The sequence below is a fragment of the Prauserella isguenensis genome (genome assembly GCF_014191605.1).
GTDB classification, from domain to species: domain Bacteria; phylum Actinomycetota; class Actinomycetes; order Mycobacteriales; family Pseudonocardiaceae; genus Prauserella; species Prauserella isguenensis.
On record NZ_JACHWU010000002.1, the window covers coordinates 357903 to 375587 of the forward strand.

The window sequence follows — 17685 nt, forward strand, 5'->3', positions numbered from 1 at the left end:
CCATGAACACTCCATCCGTCACGAACTCACCCGTGCTGTGGATCGCGGCACTGGGCGTCTTCGCCGTCATCGCCGTGCAGTCCATTGTGTACTTCCGGGCGGCGAAACGTGCCGCGCCCGCCGCAGACATGACCGACAGCGAACTGAAGACGGCTTTTCGCGCCGGTGCGGTGTCGGCGATCGGGCCTTCGCTCGCCGTGGTGCTGGTCGCGATCACCCTGCTCACGGTGTTCGGCACGCCCGTCGTCCTGGTGCGGATAGGGCTGATCGGTTCGGCAGGCTTCGAGACCGTGACAGCGCAGACCGCCGCGCAGTCAGCGGGTGTCGAGCTGGGCAGCACCGGATACGACAACGCGACCTTCGCCCTCGTGTTCTTCACCATGAGCGTCGCAGGCGCGGCCTGGATGGTCAGCACGCTGATCTTCGTGCCGTTGCTGAGCCGGGCGGACCGCAGGATCCGCAAGCTCAACCCGGCCGTGATGACGATCGTGCCCGGAGCGGCCATGATCGCCGGATTCTCGTACCTGGGGCTGACGGAGGTGCGGAAATCGGGTGTGCACCTGGCCGCCTTCCTGACCGGAGCGCTGGTGATGATGCTGTTGCAGGTCGCGGCGGTACGCCTGCGCAGGACCTGGCTCAAGGAATGGTCCGTCGGTATCTCCGTCGCCGCCGCGCTCGGAGCCGCGGCGATCGCCCTGTAGGCCAGGAGAAAGAAGCCCAACCATGACCACACAGTCCGCGTCCGCGTCCACATCCGCACCGCCCACGACGTCGCTGCAGGGCTTCGACCGCACGACGTCGCGCTGGGGCAGAGGCACGATGCTGGCCGGGCTCGCCATCTCGCTGGCAGGTCCGCTCTACCTGATGTTCGGGCTCGACTACTGGCCCGGCTGGTCCCCGGTCGTGCAGGCCTGGGTGTCGGTAGCCGTCGTGTTCGGCGTGTTCTGGGTCGCCGAACCCATCACGTACTTCCCGATGCTCGGGTCGGCGGCGAGCTATCAGGCGTTCATGATCGGCAACATCGCCAACAAACTGTTGCCGTCCGCGATCACCGCCCAGCAGGCCATCGGGGCGAAGCAGGGCACGAAGAAGGCCGAGATCGCCGCCGTCACCGCGATCGTCGGTGCCGCCGCCGTGCATCTGGTCTCGTTACTGGTGTTCGTGGGACTGCTCGGGACATGGCTGGCGTCACTGATTCCCGACTCCGTGGCGGAGGTCTTCGGCTACATCGTGCCCGCCGTGCTGGGGCCCGTACTCGTCCAGGCGTTCATGGCGGCGCGGCAGCACCGGACCAGGGTGATCGCGCTGGCGTGCGGCGCGGCCGGGGTGTTCGTCCTCGTCCGGTTCGTGCCGTCGAGCTCCGTGTACGCCATGGCCGTGTGTGTCACCGCCGCGATCGCGCTGTCGCTGGCGCTGCGCGACAGGACCGGAACCACCGACGACGAGGAGGCCACCGCATGACCGAACCGACCGCAGCCGCTGCCGTACTGACCGGGATGGCCGGTGCCGGCGACGAGCTGCAGAGCCTGTATCGGCGGCTGCATGCCCACCCGGAACTGTCCATGCAGGAACACCGCACGGCCGGACTCATCGAACAGCGGCTGGCTGTCCTGGGCATGACCGTCTTCCGGTGCGGCGGCACCGGGGTCGTCGGAGTACTGGACAACGGTCCCGGGCCGACGATCGCGTTCCGGGCCGACACCGATGCCCTTCCGGTGGAGGAACGAACCGGCCTCACCTACGCGTCCACGGCGGACGGAACGCTGGCGGACGGGACCAGTACCAAGGTCATGCACGCGTGCGGACACGACACGCACGTCGCCTCGTTGCTCACCGCCGCGAGCCTGCTGCACGGCGCGCGTGCGGAATGGTCGGGGACGATCGTGTTCATCTTCCAGCCCGGTGAGGAAATCGCCGCCGGCGCACAAGCCATGATCGACGACGGACTGTGGGAGCGCGCACCGAAACCGGCGGTGATCCTCGGTCAACACGTCTCGCCCGGGCCCGCGGGCGTGGTCGGCCACTGCACCGGGACGGCGGCGTCGATGGCGGATTCCTGGGAGGTACTCGTCCGTGGCCGGGGTGCCCACGGGTCGCAGCCGCACCACTCGGTCGACCCGATCGTGCAGGCGGCACACACGATCACGCGCATCCAAACGGTGGTGTCACGGGAGGTGGATCCGGTCGACGCCGCTGTGGTGACCGTCGGCAAGTTCGCGGGCGGCACCAAGGAGAACATCATTCCGGATTCTGCGGTGTTCACCCTCAACGTACGCACCTTCGACGAGCCGCTACGGGAGCACGTGCTGGAATCACTGCGCCGCATCATCCGGGCCGAAGCCATGGCATCGGGAGCGCCCGAACCGGAGATCACGGAGTTGTCCCGGTTTCCCCGGCTCGTCAACGACGCCGAGGTGACCCGACGAGCGGTCGAGGCGCTCGCCGCGCAGTGGGGCCAGGACGGCGTCACCGAGGCGCAACCACTGATGGGCAGCGAGGACTTCGGGGCACTGGGCGACGCGATCGATGCGCCCTCGTGCTTCTGGTTCATCGGCGGGACCGACCCGGAGCGTCATGCGGCGGCCACGGCTGCGGGCACCGTCTCGACGGACATCCCGTCGAATCACTCGCCCTTCTTCGCTCCGGTCCCCGAGCTCACTCTGCCGCGCATGGTGGAGGCTGCCGTAGTGACGTCCCTGGAGTTCCTCGAACGCCCCTGAGGGCAGCTCCGCGCCGGTGGAGCGGATCACCGCCGCTCGTGACACGTCGCCGAGCGGGGCCCCGTTGCGGGGCCCCGCTCGGCCATGACGCCGGTGTCCTACAGGCGGCAGGAACGGATGTCGGAGGCCAGGATCGCCTTCGCTCCGACGGCGGCGAGCTCGTCCATCACCGCGTTGACCTTCTTGCGCGACACCATCGCCCGCACGGCCACCCAGTCCGGGTCGGCCAGGGGCGCGACCGTGGGCGATTCGAGTCCCGGCGTGATCGACGCGGCCTGTTCCAGCAGCGACCGGGGGCAGTCGTAATCGAGCATCATGTAGTGCTGGGCGAACACCACACCCTGCAACCGGGCGGTGAGCTGCTCGACCGCGGGGGTCTTGCCGTTACCGCTGTGTTCGATGAGCACGGCCTCGGACACGCAGATCGGGTCGCCGAACGCCACGAGCTCATGCTGGCGCAGCGTCCGGCCGGAGCCGACCACGTCGGCGATCGCCTCGGCGACGCCGAGCTGTACGGAGATCTCGACCGCCCCGTCCAGCGGGATGACGTCGGCCTCGACGCCCTGCCGGGCCAGGTCGTCCCGCACCAGCCGGGGGTAGGACGTGGCGAGCCGCTTGCCCTGCAGATCCGCCACGGTCCAGTCGCGGTCGGCCGGTCCCGCGTAGCGGAACGTCGAACCGCCGAACCCGAGGCCGAGCTTCTCCTGCACGTCCGCACCCGAGTCCAGCGCGAGGTCGCGGCCGGTGATGCCCAGGTCGAGTTCCCCGGAGCCGACGTAGATCGGGATGTCCTTCGGCCGAAGGAAGAAGAACTCGACGTCGTTGACCGGGTCGAGCACCGTCAGGTCCCGCTGCTCATGTCGCTTGCGGTAGCCCGCTTCACCGAGCATCTCCGACGAGGGTCCGGCGAGCGCACCCTTGTTCGGCACCGCGACACGCAGCATCTGACGTCCTCTCTCGCTCACAGGTACCGGTAGACGTCGTCCATCGAGACGCCCCGGCCGATCAACAGCACCTGAACCCGATACAGCAGCTGGGACACCTCTTCGGCCAGCCGCTCGTCGGATTCGTGTTCGGCGGCGATCCACACCTCGCCCGCCTCTTCCAGCACCTTCTTGCCCTGCGCATGCACGCCGGCGTCCAGCGCCGCGACGGTGCCCGAGTCCGCTGGACGGGTGCGGGCACGCTCGGTCAGCTCGCCATACAGTTCGTCGAAGGTCTTCACGCGGAGAATCCTGTCATCCGCGGCCGCCGGGCCCTCGAGCGGCCTGGCCCGTGATGCCGCAGGTCACCGGCTCGGGATCAGCCGGGCCAGGTCACCGGCGCCGACTCCCACGAGCGACGGCCGGAACGTCCGCCCCGGACCTCGGTCGACGACCACGTCGGCCTCGACGACCAGGACGGCGCAGCCTGCGGCTTCGGCGGACGCGGCGCCGACGGGTGAGTCCTCGACGGCCACGCAGGTGGCGGGATCCACCCCGAGCAGCCGGGCGGCCCGCAGGTACGGCTCGGGATGCGGCTTGTTCTTGCCGTCGACCTCGTCCCCGCACACCGTGGCGGCGAAGAATTCTCGCCCGATCGTGTTGAGTGCGAGTTCGGTCAGACCGCGCTCGGTGGAGGTCACCAACGCGCACGGAACGCCCGTCGCACGGAGCTCTTCCAGGGCTGCCCTGGCGCCGGGCCGCCAGGGCAGCGCGCCGGAGAACAACTCGGCCGTGCGCCCGCGCATCCAGCTCGCGACGTCGTCGGCGGCCTCGTCGGTCACCGCCCGCCCTGCGATCTCCAGCAGCCGCCGGGACGTGGCCGCCATGTTCGACCCGACGAGCGCCGTCCGCTGCTCGAGGGTCAGCTCCCCGCCCAGCCGCTGGGTGGCCTCCGCGAGCACCACGTCCCAGAGCTTCTCGGAGTCGATCAGGGTGCCGTCCATGTCCCACAACACGGCGGCCGGACCGCCTTCAGCGAGGCCGGAGGACGGATGGATCACGGACTTCTCCTCGGTTCGGCGAGCGCACCGCGGGCAGCGGGCGCCCGTCCAGCCTACGGTGGCGAACCGAGTCGCCGTCGGGACGTACGCTGGGCGGGTGAGCACGCCCTTCAACGACTTCACCGACGGCTCCCCCGACGGCGGCGAGGACCGGCAGCGTCGCGGTCCGGTCATGATCGTCTGTTTCGACGGGTGGAACGACGCGGGCGACGCGGCGAGCACCGCCCTCGAGCATCTCGCGCTGAACTGGGATGCGACGCCGCTGGCCGAGCTCGAACCGGACGACTACTACGACTTCCAGGTCGCCCGGCCCACGGTGCGGATGGTCGACGGCGTGACCCGCCGGGTCGAGTGGCCGACGACGCGGTTGTCGGTGTGCCGCCCCGCGGGCTCCGACCAGGACGTCGTCCTGGTGCAGGGGCCCGAGCCGAGCATGCGGTGGCGCGCGTTCTGCGCCGAGCTGCTCGAGCACGTCGAACAGCTCGGGGTGCAGACCGTGATCACGATCGGCGCGCTCGTCGGTGACACCGCACACACCCGCCCGATCCCGGTGACCGGCACGGCCTACGACGCCGACGCCGCCAAGCGGTTCGGTCTCGAACGTGAGCGGTACCAGGGCCCCACGGGCATCCTCGGAGTGTTCCAGGACCTGTGCGTCAAGGAAGGCGTGCCCGCGGTGTCGCTGTGGGCGGTCGTGCCGCACTACGTGTCGCACCCGCCGTCGCCGAAGGCCACGATCGCACTGCTGAACAAGCTGGAGGACATCCTCGACGTCGGCATCCCGCTGGGTGCGCTGCCGGAGCAGGCCGAGGACTGGCAGAAGACCGTCAGCGAGATGGCCGACGAGGACGAGGAGATCTCCGAGTACGTGCGCTCGCTCGAAGAACGGGGTGACGCGGAGATCGACCTCGAAGGAGCGAGCGGCGACATGATCGCCGCCGAGTTCGAGCGCTACCTGCGGCGGCGCAGGAACGACGGGCCCGGCCCCGCCGGCCGGTGACCGACCCGCGCAACGACGATGCCCCTGCCGCCCGGGTGGGGCTGCAGCTGGGCGCCCTGCTCGGCCCGTTCGGCGGCGGGATCGTCGCGGCCGTCCTTCCGGAGATCGGGACGAGCTTCGACGTCTCCGCCCAGGCGGCGGCGTCCTCGCTGACCGTGTACCTGCTGCCGTTCGCCGCGTTGATGCTCGTGTCGGGCACACTCGGCCAGCGCTGGGGTCCCGCCCGCACGATCCGGCTCGCCTACGTCGCGTACGCCGTGGTCACCCTCGTCGCCGCCGTGGCGCCGTGGTTCTGGCTCTTCCAGTTCGGCCGGGGTCTGATGGGATGCGCCAACGCCTTCACGACGCCGTTGCTGATGGCGCGGCTGGCGGCGATGACACCGCCGGACCGGCTCGGAAAGGCGCTCGGCGTGTTCGGCGCGATGCAGGCGGTGGGCCAGACCTCGGCCCCGCTGGTGGGCGGCCTCGCGGCCGCGGCGTCGTGGCGGTGGGCGTTCGTCGGCATCGCCCTGGTCGGCGCCGTGCTGGCAGCCTGGCCGCTGCCCGCCGACGACGAGGACGACCGCGCAGCCACCACCCGGCTCCGCGATCCCTGGCGCGCGGCCGTCCTGTTGCCGGGGCTGGCGGCGCTGACCGCGTGGGGCTGCCTGGCGGGTCTGTCGTTCCTCGTGGCGTTCCGTCTGCAGGACGCGTTCGGCTTCGGTGCGGGAATGCGAGGCCTGCTGCTGACCGGGTTCGGTGTCGCCGGATTCCTGGGAGCCCGGTTCGCAGGCGCCGCCGCGGACCGCTTCGGCGGCCGCCTCACGGCGCTCGGCGGACTGCTCGCCGGTGCGGCGCTGGTCGTCGTCATCGGCGCGACCGGACTCGCGCCGGTCGCCGTGGCGGCGTGGGCCGCGGCCGGAGTGTGCAGTCAGCTGGTGCTCGTCGCCGTCAACACGACCGTGCTCTCGGGCGACGGGCCCGGGCGGAGCGGTGCGATATCGGTGGTCCAGGCCATGCGGTTCCTGGGCATGGCTGCGGCACCGGCCGTGTTCACCGCGCCATACCACGCCGATGCGCTGCTGGGCTTCGCGCTTCCTGCGGCGGTGCTGCTCGCCACCGTGCCCCTCGCGGCGACGCTCACCCGCGCCCGCACCTGAGCGGCCGGTCCGCGAGCTGCCCGCGGGTCAGTCCGAGGTCAGGATCTTCCGGAAGGCGACCGGGCCACGGGCGCGTCGGCGCCATTCACGCGGATAGCCGAGCGAGACCTCTTCGAAGCGCACCCCGTCCGCGTACGTGGTGCGCGGGATGTGCAGGTGCCCGTACACGGCGAGGCGCGCGCGGAACCGGATATGCCAGTCCTCGGTCCTGGTCGTGCCGCACCACATGGCGAACTCCGGGTAGTACAACGGCGCGGTCGGATGCCGGTGCAGCGGCCAGTGCGACAGCAGCACCGTCTCGTGGTCGTCGGGGATCTCGGCGAGGCGCTTCTCGCTCAGCGTCAAGCGATCCTCGCACCACTGGGCCCGGCCCGCGTACGGTTCGTGCCCGAGCAGGTACTCGTCGGTGCAGACCACACCGGCCTCCCTGGCCTGCCGTAGCGCCTCGTCCAGCGACGCACCCTGTGTCGCCCGCGTGCGCCAGCTGTAGTCGTACAGCACGAACAGCGGCGCGATCGTGAGCGGGCGCTCGGCATACGGCCACACGGGGAACTCGTCCTCGGGGGTGAGTACACCGATCTCCCGGCATCGGCGGACCAGCTCGTCGTAGCGCGGACGACCCGACACCTGGTCGGGATCCTTCGCCGTGGTCCACAACTCGTGGTTGCCCGGCACCCACACGACCGTGGCGAACCGCTCCCGCAGCCGTGCCAGCGTGTCGACGACGGTGCCGAGCCGCTCGCCTACGTCACCGGCGACCAACAGCCAGTCGTCGGGGGTGTCCGGCCGGATCACGTCGACGTGCGACTCGTTGCCGGTGTGGGTGACGTGCAGGTCGCTGGTCGCGTGGAGGGTAGGCACGCGGCCCACGGTATCTCCCCTGCCGGGCTACGGGTCCCGTCTTGTCAGGCCGGCTCCTCCAGGGAAACGCCGAGGAGCGCGTCGACCGCAGTGCCGATCGCCGTGGGCGCGTCCTCGTCGCCACCGGAACCGCTCTGCCCGCCACGGAGCGCCTCGTCGACCCACGCGTCCACGGCGGCGAGCGCGCGCGGCGTGTCGAGGTCGTTCGCCAGGTGTTCCCGCAGGCGGGCGATCGTGTCGGCCGCCGGCGGCCCCGCGGGCAGCCGGACGGCCTCGCGCCAGCGGGCGAGCCGCTGCTGCGCCGTCGCCAGCACCTCGTCGGTCCAGGCCCGGTCGTCGCGGTAGTGGCCCGCGAACAGGCCCAGGCGGATCGCGTCCGGTTCGACGTCGGCGGCCCGGAGCCGGGAGACGAACACCAGGTTGCCCTTCGACTTGGACATCTTGGCGCCGTCGAGCCCGATCATCCCGGCGTGCGCGTAGTGCCGGGCGAACGGGTGGTCGCCCGCGAGAGCCTCGGCGTGCGCTGCGCTGTACTCGTGGTGCGGGAACGCCAGGTCCGAACCGCCGCCCTGCACATCGAACCCGAGACCGAGCTGGTCGAGGGCGATGACGCTGCACTCGATGTGCCAGCCGGGCCGGCCCCTGCCGAGTTCGGACTCCCAGTACGGCTCCCCCGCCCGCTCGGCCCGCCACAGCAGCGCGTCGAGCGGGTCGCGTTTGCCGGGCCGGTCGGGGTCGCCGCCCCGCTCGGCGAAGAACGTGGCCATCGTCTCCGCGTCGTAGCCGGACTCGTAGCCGAACCGGCCCGTGTACGACCGGTCGAAATAGATGTCCGGGTACTCGGGGTCGTCGACCCGGTAGGCGGCACCGGAGGCCAGGAGCTTGCCGATGACCTCGACGATGCGGGGGATCGTCTCGACGGCGCCGATGAAGTCACGGGGCGGCAGCACCCGCAGCGCCTCCATGTCCTCCCGGAACAGCGCGGTCTCGCGCATCGCCAGCACGACCCAGTCGTCCTGGTCCCGCTCGGCACGCTCCAGCAGCGGATCGTCGATGTCGGTGACGTTCTGCACGTAATGCACCTCGTGGCCCGCGTCGAGCCACAGCCGGTGCACGAGGTCGAACGCGAGGTACGTCGCGGCGTGCCCGAGGTGCGTGGCGTCGTACGGCGTGATGCCGCAGACGTACATCCGGGCGATCCGGCCGGGCGAGGTGGGACGGATGTCACCGGATGCCGTGTCGTACAGCCGCAGCGGGCGGGACTCTCCGGGGACACGGGGCACGGCGACCGAGGACCAAGTCTGCATATCTCAACCCTATGTGCGCCCCGGCGAATCGTTCCCGTCCGGTGGGAAGGACGCCGACCACAGTGTCGCGAGACCGGCGAGCAGCTCGTCCGGAGTGGGCACGCCGTCCGGGTCGACCAGCCACTGGACGGCGAGGCCGTCGCAGACGGCGACGACGAACGTGGCGACCGCCCGGCAGCGGGGGTCGTCACCGCGGGTGCCGTCCCCCAGCGACTCGGCGACGAGACCCGCCACCCGCAGCCGGCAGGTGCGGTACAGCTCGGCCAGTTGCCGTCGCAGGTCGGGTGCGCGTTCGGCCTGGGCGAGCGCCTCGATGTAGGACACGAGCAGCCTGCGCTTGCCCGCCAGCCCGGCGAGCCAGGCCGCCCAGGTCACGTGGCCGCGTTCGACCGGAGAGGCCGTCGGGTCGGCCATCGCGAGTTCCGCGAGCTGGTCGGTCCACTCTTCGAACACCGTCCCGATCGCCGCGTTCAGCAGTCCGGACTTGGATCCGAAGTGGTAGCCGATGGACGCCAGGTTGGTGCCGGAGGCCGCGACGAGGTCGCGCGCGGTGATGTGCGCGTAGCCCTTGTCCTCGAGCAGCGTTCGTGCCGCCGCGAGCAGGTCGTCCCGGTGGCCCACGACCGGGAGCCTACTGCCCGCGGGTCGCTGTGGATCCGGTGCCGCGCCGCCGAGCCGGCCCGCGGAACTGGACACCCGATCTATACGGGCGTATAAATCGGCGGCGGGGAGCAGGAACAGGACGGGCCCGTCACCTCGCACCGTCACCGCGCCGTCCGCCACCACTTTCCGCGCAAAGGAGCGCGCTCATGACGACGACCGAGTCCGCCGGATCCGGAACCCGGAACCCGGCTGTTCGCACCGAGGACGTCACCGCCACCGCGACGCCGCCGGGTTCGCGCCTGCCTCAGGCCGTCCAGAGCGTGCTGTTCGGGTCGTACCGCGATCGGTGGATGCCCCGGCTGCGTCGCCGTCACGGCGACGTCTTCCGCCTGCGCATCTTCCCCGAGCGGGACGTCGTGCAGTTGGCGAACGTCGAACACATCCGCGCCGTGTTCGCAGGTCCGGCGGAGGTGTTCCACGCCGGCGAGGGCAACGTGGTGCTCAAACCCGCCATGGGCAGGCATTCGGTGCTGCTCACCGACGAGGACGTCCATCTGCGCGCCCGCAAGCTCCTCATGCCCGCCTTCAACGGCGCCGCGCTGCGGGGCTACCGCGACCTGATCACCGAGCTCGCCCGGACCGAGGTCGACGGCTGGCGGCGGGGAGCGTTGCGCTCGCACCGGCGGATGCAGGCCGTCACGCTGGAGATCATCCTGCGCGTGGTGTTCGGCGTGGCCGAGGGACCGCGACTGGACCGGTTGCGCGCACTGCTCCGCCGCATCGTCGACATCGGACCGGTCGACATCCTCGGCTGGCACCAGCCGAAACTGCAGCGGTTCGGCGTGTGGAAGCGGGACGCCGAGGTGCGCAAGGCCGCCGACGAGCTCATCTACGCCGAGATCGCCGACCGCAGGCGGGCGGGCGACCTCGCCGACCGCCGCGATGTGCTGTCCCGACTGCTGACCGTCGGGGAGGGCGCCGACGGGCTCACCGATGCCGAACTGCGCGACCAGCTCATCACCCTGCTGCTCGCGGGCCACGAGACGACCGCGACGGCCCTCGCCTGGGCGCTGCACGAACTCGCCCGTGACCCCCGTGCGCTGGCCGACGCCGTCCGCGCCGCCGACGACGGGGACGAGAAGCACCTCGAAGCGGTCGTCAAGGAGGCGATGCGGCTGCACCCCGTGATCTCCGAGGTCGCCCGCGTGGTGACCCGTGACGTCGAGATCGGCGGCTACCGCATTCCTGCAGGCCACACCGTCATGCCGTCGATCACGATGGTCCAGCACGACCCGGAGCACCACGACGATCCGCACGCGTTCCGCCCGGAGCGGTTCACCGGCTCCGGACCCACCACCGGCACGTGGTTCCCGTTCGGGGGCGGCGTGCGGCGCTGCCTCGGCGCCGGCTTCTCCCTCCTCGAGTCCGCCGTCGTGCTGGGTGAGGTGCTGCGGCGCTTCGACATCGCCCCCGACCGGCCGCGGCCCGAACACGCCAAGGCCCGCAACATCACGATGGTCCCCGCCCGAGGCTCCCGCCTCGTCGTCACGCCACGCTGAACATCCGGTGTGTCCTGCACGCGGACACGCGTGTCCTGCACCAGCGCCGGCTCTCGACTAGCGGCGGTTCTCGGTGAACTACGGTCGGCTCATGCGCGCCGGCCGCGCAGGTAGTCGCCCACCACGGCGGCACCCAGGCCGTCGAGGTCCGGCGCCAGCACACGGCCGCCCGCCCTGCGGGCGAGCAGGTCCACGAACGCCTCCAACCGCGGGTCATCACCCAGGCGGAAGACCGACAGCGCCGCACCAGTCTTCGCCAGTCTGTCCACTTCGGACAGCGTCTTGACGAGTGTCGTCGGGCTGGGCGGGTAGTCGAACAGCGCGTCGCCGTCCGGTTCGAGGTGAGCGGTCGGCTCGCCGTCGGTGACCATCAGCACGACGGGTTGCGCGCTCGGGTGGCGCCGCAGATGCCGTCCGGCGAGCAACAGCGCGTGGTGGGCGTTCGTGCCCTGTTCCCACGTCCCGTCGAGTGCCACCAGCTCCGACAGCTCCACCTGCCGGGCGTAGCGCCCGAACGTGATGATCTGCAGCGCGTCGGTGCGGAACCGTGTCGAGATCAGCTGGTACAGGGCGAGGGCAGTACGTTTCATCGGCAGCCACCGGTCCTCGGCGACCATCGACCACGACGTGTCGACGCACAACGCGACCGCGGCTCGTGACCGGTGTTCGGTCTCGGCGACCTCCACGTCGGACACGTCGAGGCTCACCGCGCCGCGCCCCGTCGACGCCGTGCGGAGCACCGCGTTCTGCACGGTCTTCGACACCGCCCACGGTTGCGTGTCCCCGAAGGTCCACGGCCGAGTCTGGCCGGTCACGTCGCCGGCCGCGCCCGCCGCCGTGGTGTCGCGCTCACCGCGGCCCGCCCGCATCGCCTTGACCACATCGGACAGTGCGGTCTCGCCGAGTCGGCGCAGCGCCTTCGGCGAGAGCCGCAGCGACCCGTCCGGCGCGCGTTCGAACACGCCCTGCCTGCTCAGCTCCCGTTCCAGTTCGGCGAGTCTGCGCGCGTCGACCCCCGCGTCGTCGCCGAGCTGACGTTCGAGCGACTCGAGGTCGATGTCCTCCAGCCGGGCACCGGGATAGCTTTGGGCCAGCTGCTCCGCGAGCGCATCGAGTTCGGACAGATCCGTCATCGCGCGGGCTCCCTCGGCGAGCCCCAGCGGGTCCTCGCCGCGGAACCGGCCGGACGACGACCAGTCCTCCCCCGGCCTCGCGGCACGCAACTGCTCGTCCAGCCGCGACAACTGGTCGGCGATCCGTGGGTCCCCGAACGCCTGCTGCGAGAGTTCCGCCAGCTCCTGGCGCTGCTCGGGTGTCATCGAGTTCAGAGCCCGCTGTGCCGCCGCCGACCGCGCGGCCAGCGCGTCGATCAGCTCGTCCACGTTCTGCGGGTTCTCCGGGAAGAGCTCACCGTGCCTGCGCATGAACTCGTCGAACCGCTCGTCGACGTCCGCGTCACCGCGGGCGTGCGCGGCGAGCAGGTCGTTGAGGTCGGCGAGCATGGCGCCGATCCGGTCGGCGTCCTCGGACGTCGCCTGCTGCAGCGCCTGCTTCATACCTTCGAAGCGCGACCCGAGCAGTTCCTGCCCCAGCAGTTCGCGGATCCGCTCGTAGTTGTCCCGGCCGGTCTCCGACCGCCACTCGTGGTCGGCCAGCTCCGACACCGCGCTCGCCGTGCCCGGGGGAAGCGCGTCGAGCCGCATCTCCTCGAAGCGGGCGTCGTCCGACGGATCGGTCGCCAGGCTCTGCCGCTCGGCCGTGAGCGCCTCGTCGAGCAGCCGCTGCACCTCCTGCAACGTGCCGTCCAGCCGGTGGCGACGCTGGATCTCCGACCGGCGCTGCCACACCCTGCGGGTCAGCTCGTCCAGTCCGGCCGTGGTGGGCGTGCCCCGGCGCAGCAACTCGTCCAGCGCCGACCGCGGCGACGCGCCCTCCATCACGTCCCTGCCGATCTCGTCGACCGCCTCCCGCAGGTCGACCGGGGGCGCGAGCGGGTCGGGACCGTCGTGATACGGCCCGTACCGGTACCCGTCGCCGCTCATGGCCCGTAGACCGTCCTCGCGTCGCCACCGTCGCCGGGCCCGCGGACGTCCTTGGCGACCTTCCTGCCGAGGTACAGCGATTCGAGCGCCAGCTCGACCGCCGCGGCGATCCGCGCGGGCGGGTCCCCGGGACCCGCGCCGCACCGCTCGGCCACCTCGTGCAACACCGGCAGCTCCGGCAAGGCGCCCAACAGCTCCCGACCGCGAACCCGCTCGCCCGTCTCGACCGGGCTCCCCTCGGTCACCGCCTCCGCCAACGGAGTCAGATCCAGGCCCGCGAACCGCCCGCGCGCCGTCTCGGCCACCGCCACGCGCAGCAGGTGCACCAATTGTTCGAGCTCACGGCCCTCTTCGCCCGGTTCGAACTCCAGCTTGCCGCGCAGCACCTCCGGGACCGACTCGAGGTCCACGGGGCGCGCCACCGCGGGCTCCTCCCCGGTCAGCGCGCCACGTCGCAGCGCCGCCGCCGCGACCGTCTCCGCGGCCGCCACCGCGAACCGCGCCGACACACCGGACCGCTGGTCGATGACCGTCGCCTCGCGCAGCGCGCGCACGAACCGTGCCAGCACCTCCACGAGCGGATCGCCGACCTCTGCGACCAGGTCCGCCTCCTGCCGCACCAGGCCGATCTCGGCGTCGAGCTCGTGCGGGTAGTGCGTGCGCACCTCGGCGCCGAACCGGTCCTTGAGCGGGGTGATGATCCGCCCGCGGTTCGTGTAGTCCTCGGGGTTCGCCGTCGCGACGAGCAGCACGTCGAGCGGCAGGCGCAGCGTGTAACCGCGGACCTGGATGTCGCGCTCCTCCATCACGTTCAGCAGCGCCACCTGGATCCGCTCGGCCAGGTCGGGCAGCTCGTTGAGCGCCACGATCCCGCGGTGCGCGCGCGGCACCAGTCCGAAGTGGATCGTCTCCGGGTCACCCAGCGTCCGACCCTCGGCGACCTTGACGGGGTCGACGTCGCCGATCAGGTCTCCCACGGACGTGTCGGGGGTGGCGAGCTTCTCGGCGTACCGCTCGCCGCGGTGCAGCCACCTGACCGGCAGCTCGTCACCGAGCTCGGCCGCGCGGCGCACCGACGCGGGCGTGATCGGGTTCAGCGGGTGCTCGGCGAGTTCGGAGCCCTCGATCGCCGGGGTCCACTCGTCGAGCAGTCCGGCAAGCGTGCGCAGCAGGCGTGTCTTGCCCTGGCCGCGTTCGCCGAGCAGCGCGACGTCGTGTCGGGCCAGCAGCGCGCGTTCCAACTGCGGCACGACCGTGGCGCCGAACCCGACGATGCCCGGCCAGGGATCGCGGCCCTCGCGCAACGCCGCGAGCAGGTTGTCGGCGATCTCGTCCTTCACACCACGGGGCGTGTGACCGGCGGCGCGCAGCTGTCCCACCGTGCGGGGCAGGTCCGCGGGCACGGTCTCCTCTGGGGCCTTCACCTCGACCAGCCTATCCCCGCTGCGACGGTCGCGTCACGATCGGCGATCGCCCGGGATCGCCCTGTGGCTCCGGGCGGTACCCTCGGGCCCTGTGTGTTGTCCCAGTGCGACTCTGGCCGTGTGGTCCTCGGCATGGCTCCACGGCGCGGCCGCGTCCGACAACGTGCTCGACTCCCTGCTGCCGTGGGGCGAAGCGCACGAGGTCGTCGCCGCCGACGATGCCACCGGTTCCACCCTCGACCTGCCCGTGACGGGCGGTTTCCCGGCTCAGCCCGCCCAACTGCTCGGCACGCTCCGCCGGCTCGGCACACCCGACGCACGGCTGGTCCTGCCCGTGCCGGGCGACCTCCGCGGACTCGGCGGTGGCGGGGAGCTGCCCAAGGCGGCGCTGGCCGCGGGTGAGGCCGTCGTCCTGCCCGGCGCCGGCTACGGCATCGTGCCGCACCACATCGCCGAAGGCCTCGTCCGCTGGACCGTCCACCCCCTCGCGACCCCGGGCCCGGTCACGCCCCAGGACGTCGGTCTCGAGCACATCGGCCTCGCCGAGGCCGAACACGGCCTGACCGACGCGATCCGTGACAGCGCGGGCGCCCTGCAGGCGCTCGACGTGGCCAGCGAACGGCCGAGCGTGCGCGCCGAGCTGTCGGCACGGCTCCGCGCGCGGCCCTCACCCGACTGGCCCGACGGCATGCCCGGTCGCGCCCTGCGGGTGCTGCAGCGCGCCGAAGAGATCGGGGCGATCCTCGACGTCGCCTCCGCCGAGGAACCGGGTGGCGCGCTGTCGGCGTCGGCCGCAGAGCGGCGCGCCGATGCGCTGCGGCCCCTGTCCGAAGCGGTGCGCACCGCGAGGTGCGCGGCGGTCAACGAAGCCGTGCGCGTGTTCGCCGATCAGGCGAACCGGCCGTGACGCGTCACGGCCGGTTCGTATAGGACGTTATACACAACGGAGAGGTCGGCGGCCGTGTGCCGTAGAGGCCCACCACGCCGCCGCCCCGCACGTCACCGCCCCGCACGTCACCGCCCCGCACGTCGGACGTCACCACGTCGGCACGTCCGCGGCTAATCCGCCGCGGACCGCTTCACCGGCGCACAGCACCCCTCCGCGCACGGCGCGCCGTTGCGGGTGCAGCCCGCCACCGGAAACACCTCGGACAGCTTGCGCACTCCCCCGCCTGCGAGGTGTTCCTGCGCCAGTTCCACGACCAGTTCGGCGAACCGCGGATCTCCGTTCGGGGTGGCCGCACGGGCGAAACCCATGCCCAGTTCGGCCGCCCGGTCCGCGGCCTCGTTGTCGAGGTCCCACACCACTTCGAGATGGTCGGAGACGAAACCGATAGGGCTCACCACCACGGCCCCGACACCCTCCTCGTGCAGCGCGTCGATGTGGTCGACGACGTCCGGCTCGAGCCACGGGATGTGCGGCGGACCGGAACGGGACTGCCAGACCACGTCGTGCTCGGCGACGCCGGCCTGCGCGGCGACCAGCCGCGCCGCCTCGAAGACCTGCTTCGAGTACCACTCCCCGCCCGTCTCCGGCGGCCCCGCCGCCGCGTCGGCGGCCGTGGGGATCGAGTGGGCGGTGAACACGGTGCGCGCCGGCCGTCCGAGTTCCGCGTGGGCGGCCCTGACGGCGTCGGCGTTCGCGGCGACGAACAGCGGATGGTCGAAGAATTGGCGGAGCTTGACCAACTCCGGCGCTCCCTCGCCCACGGCCGCGCGGGCACGCACGATGTCCTCGTCGTACTGACGGCACGCCGAGTAGCCGCCGTAGGCGCTCGTCGGGAAGACCAGCGCCTGTCGCACGCCGTCGGCCTGCATCCGCGCGAGGGTGTCCTCGACCATCGGATGCCAGTTCCGATTGCCGAAGTACACCGGCAGATCGATGCCGCGGGAGGCCAGTTCCTTCTCCACCGCGGCCATCGCCTCGCGGTTGAGGCGGTTGATGGGCGAGACCCCGCCGAAGTGGCGGTAGTGCTCCGCCACCTCCTCGAGTCGCTCCCGCGGCACTCCCCTGCCCCGCGTCACGTTCTCCAGGAACGGCATCACGTCGTCCGGGCCCTCCGGTCCGCCGAACGACAACCACAGCAGCGCGTCGTAACTCACGGTGTCCATCTTTCCGCTGTGGCCCACGGCACGCAGCACCGGGTACACCGACGCTGTCCGCCCCGCGACCCGAGGCGTGAACCTTCCTGCTCCGGCGAGGCCGGGAGCGGCCGGAACCGACCCGCCGGGGCAGGCGGTTACTGGCCGGTCGCGTGCACGCCGCCGTCGACCATGATCATCGAGCCGGTCGTGGCGGGCATCCAGTCGGACAGCGCGGCGCAGATGGTCTTCGCCACCGGCGTCGGGTCCGTGGTGTCCCAGCCCAGCGGGGCGCGGTCGCCCCAGCCGTCCTCGAGTTCGCCGAACCCGGGGATCGACTTGGCCGCCATGGTCTTGACCGGTCCCGCCGATACGAGGTTGACGCGCACGCCGTGCGGTCCCAGATCGCGGGCGAGGTACCGGTTGACCGATTCCAGTGCCGCCTTCGCAACACCCATCCAGTTGTAGGCGGGCCACGCGACACGGGCGTCGAAGTCCATGCCCACCAGCGCCGAACCGGGGCTCAGCAGCGGCAGCACGGCCTTGGCGAGCGCCTTGTACGAGTAGGCGGACACGTCGACGGCCTTGCCGACGTCCTCCGACGGCGCGTCCATGAACGGGGCACCCAGGCAGCTCTCCGGCGCGAACGCGATCGAGTGCAGCACGCCGTCGAGCCCGTCGACGTGCTCGGCCACCCGGTCGGCGAGCGTGTCGAGATGTTCCGGGTTCTGCACGTCCAGTTCGATCACGGGCGCAGGCTCGGGCAGCCGCTTGGCGATGCGCTCGATGAGCGACATCCTGCCGAAGCCGGTCAGCACCACCTGCGCGCCCTGTTCCTGTGCCGTCCTCGCGGCGTGGAACGCGATCGACGCGTCCGTGATGACGCCGGTGATCAACAGGCGCTTACCTTCGAGCAGTCCGGACACGGAATTCTTCCCTTCGCTGTGTACCGATGGTCGCGGCG

17 protein-coding genes are annotated in these 17685 nt (G+C 71.5%); 7 read left to right on the plus strand and 10 right to left on the minus strand.

The genetic code is table 11. The features are described 5' to 3' along the window. Nucleotides 1-2: 2 nt before the first annotated feature. From FHS23_RS10115 to FHS23_RS10125, 3 genes are read left to right on the plus strand one after another with little or no spacing between them, the layout of a single operon-like run. A complete protein-coding gene (locus FHS23_RS10115) occupies nt 3-701 on the plus strand; it encodes a DUF5058 family protein (RefSeq protein WP_183652175.1) in 699 nt (232 codons plus the stop codon). Between the two features lie 22 nt (nt 702-723). Next, nucleotides 724-1461 (plus strand): hypothetical protein, encoded by a 738-nt coding sequence (locus FHS23_RS10120; RefSeq protein WP_183652178.1) that lies wholly within the window; start codon nt 724-726, stop codon nt 1459-1461. Then, nucleotides 1458-2720 (plus strand): amidohydrolase, encoded by a 1263-nt coding sequence (locus FHS23_RS10125; RefSeq protein WP_183652182.1) that lies wholly within the window; start codon nt 1458-1460, stop codon nt 2718-2720. Before FHS23_RS10120 ends, FHS23_RS10125 begins: the two co-directional genes overlap by 4 nt. Before the next feature lie 98 nt (nt 2721-2818). Here FHS23_RS10125 and hisG read toward each other — a convergent pair whose 3' ends face one another. From hisG to FHS23_RS10140, 3 genes are all read right to left on the minus strand, one after another. After that, the gene (gene hisG, locus FHS23_RS10130) at nt 2819-3664 is read right to left on the minus strand and encodes an ATP phosphoribosyltransferase (protein WP_183652186.1); all 846 of its coding nucleotides are present in this window, start codon (nt 3662-3664) and stop codon (nt 2819-2821) included. A gap of 17 nt (nt 3665-3681) precedes the next feature. Beyond that, nucleotides 3682-3945: a phosphoribosyl-ATP diphosphatase gene (locus tag FHS23_RS10135; protein WP_183652189.1), complete on the minus strand. Its 264-nt coding sequence runs from the start codon at nt 3943-3945 to the stop codon at nt 3682-3684. A 63-nt stretch (nt 3946-4008) separates the two neighbouring features. Next, on the minus strand, nt 4009-4704 hold the full coding sequence (locus FHS23_RS10140) for an HAD family hydrolase (protein ID WP_343053802.1): 696 nt from the start codon (nt 4702-4704) through the stop codon (nt 4009-4011). 172 nt (nt 4705-4876) lie between these two features. On the opposite strand from FHS23_RS10140, the gene FHS23_RS10145 reads away from it, so the two are divergent. Both FHS23_RS10145 and FHS23_RS10150 read left to right on the plus strand, forming a co-directional pair. Continuing rightward, nucleotides 4877-5704 carry a PAC2 family protein gene (locus FHS23_RS10145; RefSeq protein WP_183653757.1) on the plus strand — a complete coding sequence of 276 codons (828 nt, stop codon included), beginning with the start codon at nt 4877-4879 and terminating at the stop codon, nt 5702-5704. After that, nucleotides 5701-6843, plus strand: coding sequence for an MFS transporter (locus FHS23_RS10150; RefSeq protein WP_343053803.1), 1143 nt, complete (start codon nt 5701-5703; stop codon nt 6841-6843). The genes FHS23_RS10145 and FHS23_RS10150 overlap by 4 nt, the downstream gene beginning before the upstream one ends. 27 nt (nt 6844-6870) lie before the next feature. On the opposite strand, the gene FHS23_RS10155 is transcribed toward FHS23_RS10150, so the two are convergent. From FHS23_RS10155 to FHS23_RS10165, 3 genes are read right to left on the minus strand one after another with little or no spacing between them, the layout of a single operon-like run. After that, on the minus strand, nt 6871-7704 hold the full coding sequence (locus FHS23_RS10155) for a metallophosphoesterase (RefSeq protein WP_343053804.1): 834 nt from the start codon (nt 7702-7704) through the stop codon (nt 6871-6873). Nucleotides 7705-7748: 44 nt separating this feature from the next. Next, a complete protein-coding gene (gene mshC / locus FHS23_RS10160; RefSeq protein WP_183652195.1) occupies nt 7749-9011 on the minus strand; it encodes a cysteine--1-D-myo-inosityl 2-amino-2-deoxy-alpha-D-glucopyranoside ligase in 1263 nt (420 codons plus the stop codon). A 9-nt stretch (nt 9012-9020) separates the two neighbouring features. Beyond that, on the minus strand, nt 9021-9632 hold the full coding sequence (locus FHS23_RS10165; protein ID WP_183652198.1) for a TetR family transcriptional regulator C-terminal domain-containing protein: 612 nt from the start codon (nt 9630-9632) through the stop codon (nt 9021-9023). A 188-nt stretch (nt 9633-9820) separates the two neighbouring features. On the opposite strand from FHS23_RS10165, the gene FHS23_RS10170 reads away from it, so the two are divergent. After that, nucleotides 9821-11173, plus strand: a complete 1353-nt coding sequence (locus FHS23_RS10170; protein ID WP_183652201.1) for a cytochrome P450 — start codon at nt 9821-9823, stop codon at nt 11171-11173. An 89-nt stretch (nt 11174-11262) separates the two neighbouring features. On the opposite strand, the gene FHS23_RS10175 is transcribed toward FHS23_RS10170, so the two are convergent. Both FHS23_RS10175 and FHS23_RS10180 read right to left on the minus strand, forming a co-directional pair. Continuing rightward, nucleotides 11263-13215, minus strand: coding sequence for a vWA domain-containing protein (locus tag FHS23_RS10175; protein ID WP_183652205.1), 1953 nt, complete (start codon nt 13213-13215; stop codon nt 11263-11265). After that, a complete protein-coding gene (locus FHS23_RS10180; RefSeq protein ID WP_183652208.1) occupies nt 13212-14639 on the minus strand; it encodes an ATP-binding protein in 1428 nt (475 codons plus the stop codon). The genes FHS23_RS10175 and FHS23_RS10180 overlap by 4 nt, the downstream gene beginning before the upstream one ends. Before the next feature lie 91 nt (nt 14640-14730). Here FHS23_RS10180 and FHS23_RS10185 point away from each other — a divergent pair, with 91 nt between their 5' ends. Then, a complete protein-coding gene (locus FHS23_RS10185; protein WP_183652211.1) occupies nt 14731-15546 on the plus strand; it encodes a hypothetical protein in 816 nt (271 codons plus the stop codon). A gap of 152 nt (nt 15547-15698) precedes the next feature. Here the strand turns inward: FHS23_RS10185 and FHS23_RS10190 are convergent, their stop codons facing one another. Then, nucleotides 15699-16742, minus strand: coding sequence for a ferrochelatase (locus tag FHS23_RS10190; RefSeq protein ID WP_183652214.1), 1044 nt, complete (start codon nt 16740-16742; stop codon nt 15699-15701). A 137-nt stretch (nt 16743-16879) separates the two neighbouring features. Continuing rightward, entirely contained in the window at nt 16880-17647 is a 768-nt protein-coding gene (gene fabI / locus FHS23_RS10195) for an enoyl-ACP reductase FabI (protein WP_183652217.1), read from the minus strand. Between the last annotated feature and the right edge of the window lie 38 nt (nt 17648-17685).

Bases quoted from the DNA above. Each gene is read 5' to 3' on its own strand.
- FHS23_RS10115 (WP_183652175.1), top strand. From the start codon at position 3: ATGAACACTCCATCCGTCACGAACTCACCCGTGCTGTGGATCGCGGCA.
- FHS23_RS10120 (WP_183652178.1), top strand. From the start codon at position 724: ATGACCACACAGTCCGCGTCCGCGTCCACATCCGCACCGCCCACGACG.
- FHS23_RS10125 (WP_183652182.1), top strand. From the start codon at position 1,458: ATGACCGAACCGACCGCAGCCGCTGCCGTACTGACCGGGATGGCCGGT.
- hisG (WP_183652186.1), bottom strand. From the start codon at position 3,664: ATGCTGCGTGTCGCGGTGCCGAACAAGGGTGCGCTCGCCGGACCCTCG.
- FHS23_RS10145 (WP_183653757.1), top strand. From the start codon at position 4,877: ATGATCGTCTGTTTCGACGGGTGGAACGACGCGGGCGACGCGGCGAGC.
- mshC (WP_183652195.1), bottom strand. From the start codon at position 9,011: ATGCAGACTTGGTCCTCGGTCGCCGTGCCCCGTGTCCCCGGAGAGTCC.
- FHS23_RS10170 (WP_183652201.1), top strand. From the start codon at position 9,821: ATGACGACGACCGAGTCCGCCGGATCCGGAACCCGGAACCCGGCTGTT.
- FHS23_RS10175 (WP_183652205.1), bottom strand. From the start codon at position 13,215: ATGAGCGGCGACGGGTACCGGTACGGGCCGTATCACGACGGTCCCGAC.